Origin of the sequence: Streptomyces rectiviolaceus (assembly GCF_039533825.1) — a bacterium.
Taxonomy (GTDB): Bacteria; Actinomycetota; Actinomycetes; order Streptomycetales; family Streptomycetaceae; genus Streptomyces; species Streptomyces rectiviolaceus.
On the sequence record NZ_BAAAUG010000149.1, the window covers coordinates 1 to 856 of the forward strand.

At 76.4% G+C, this 856-nt stretch carries 1 protein-coding gene; it reads right to left on the reverse strand.

The window, feature by feature from the left end:
* Nucleotides 1–856 (reverse strand): hypothetical protein (locus tag ABD378_RS34590; protein WP_344527641.1); only part of this gene is annotated, 856 nt, incomplete at both ends.

Below are 856 nucleotides of genomic sequence, written 5' to 3' on the forward strand. Positions count from 1 at the left end.
GACCTCGCCGTGGGCGTACGTGTCGGGCAGCCGGCCGAAGCCGTCGATCACACCGGCCCACTCGGCGCGGGCGTCGGCGACCCTGCCGCGTGCGTACAGGAGGCGGTCGGGCACGTCGAGGAGGTCCGATGACAGCCGGGCGAAGCAGGCAAGCGCGTCCTGCCAGCGCGACTCGTCCTGGCAGCGGCGCCCCTGGGCGTACGTCCGCAGCGCGTCGGCGTCGTCGAACCCGCCGCCCGCGGCGACGCACTCCCCGAACGCGTCCGCCGCCTTCGGCCAGTCGCCGCCGGAGGCCGCCACCTGGCCCCGGACGTAGCACTTGCGCGGCCGCACGTCACGGAAGTCCAGGGGCAACAGGTCGAGGCCCGTCAGCGCACCCGCCCAGTTCCCGACGCCCGCCGCGTCCAGCGCCCCCTGGTACGTCCGCTCCCGCAGGTCGCTCAACCACGGCTCCGCGTCCCACCCTTGGGCGGCGGCGGCCTCCAGGTCCACAAGTGCCTCCGGCCAGGCTTCCCGGTCCGCGGCGTGTCGCCCTCGCGCGTACAGGAGCCGTACGCCTCCATCCAGGAACCCACCGGCACCGGCGAACCCCTCGACGGCATCGGCCCAGGCGCACTCGCCCTCTGCCACACGCCCGGAGGCGTAGGCGTGCCAGGTGGAGAGGTCGGGGCCGGGGCTCACTCCAGGGCTCGCTCCGGGGCCTGCCTCATCCAGCGCCACCGCCACCGCCACCGCGTCCACCGCCTCCGCGAACGCCCCGCACGCCGCCCCCCACTCCTCCGCCTCGGCCGCCGCACGCCCACGGACGTACGCCGCCCGCGCCACGGAGTCCGCAAGCCCCCGGCACGCCGCGAAC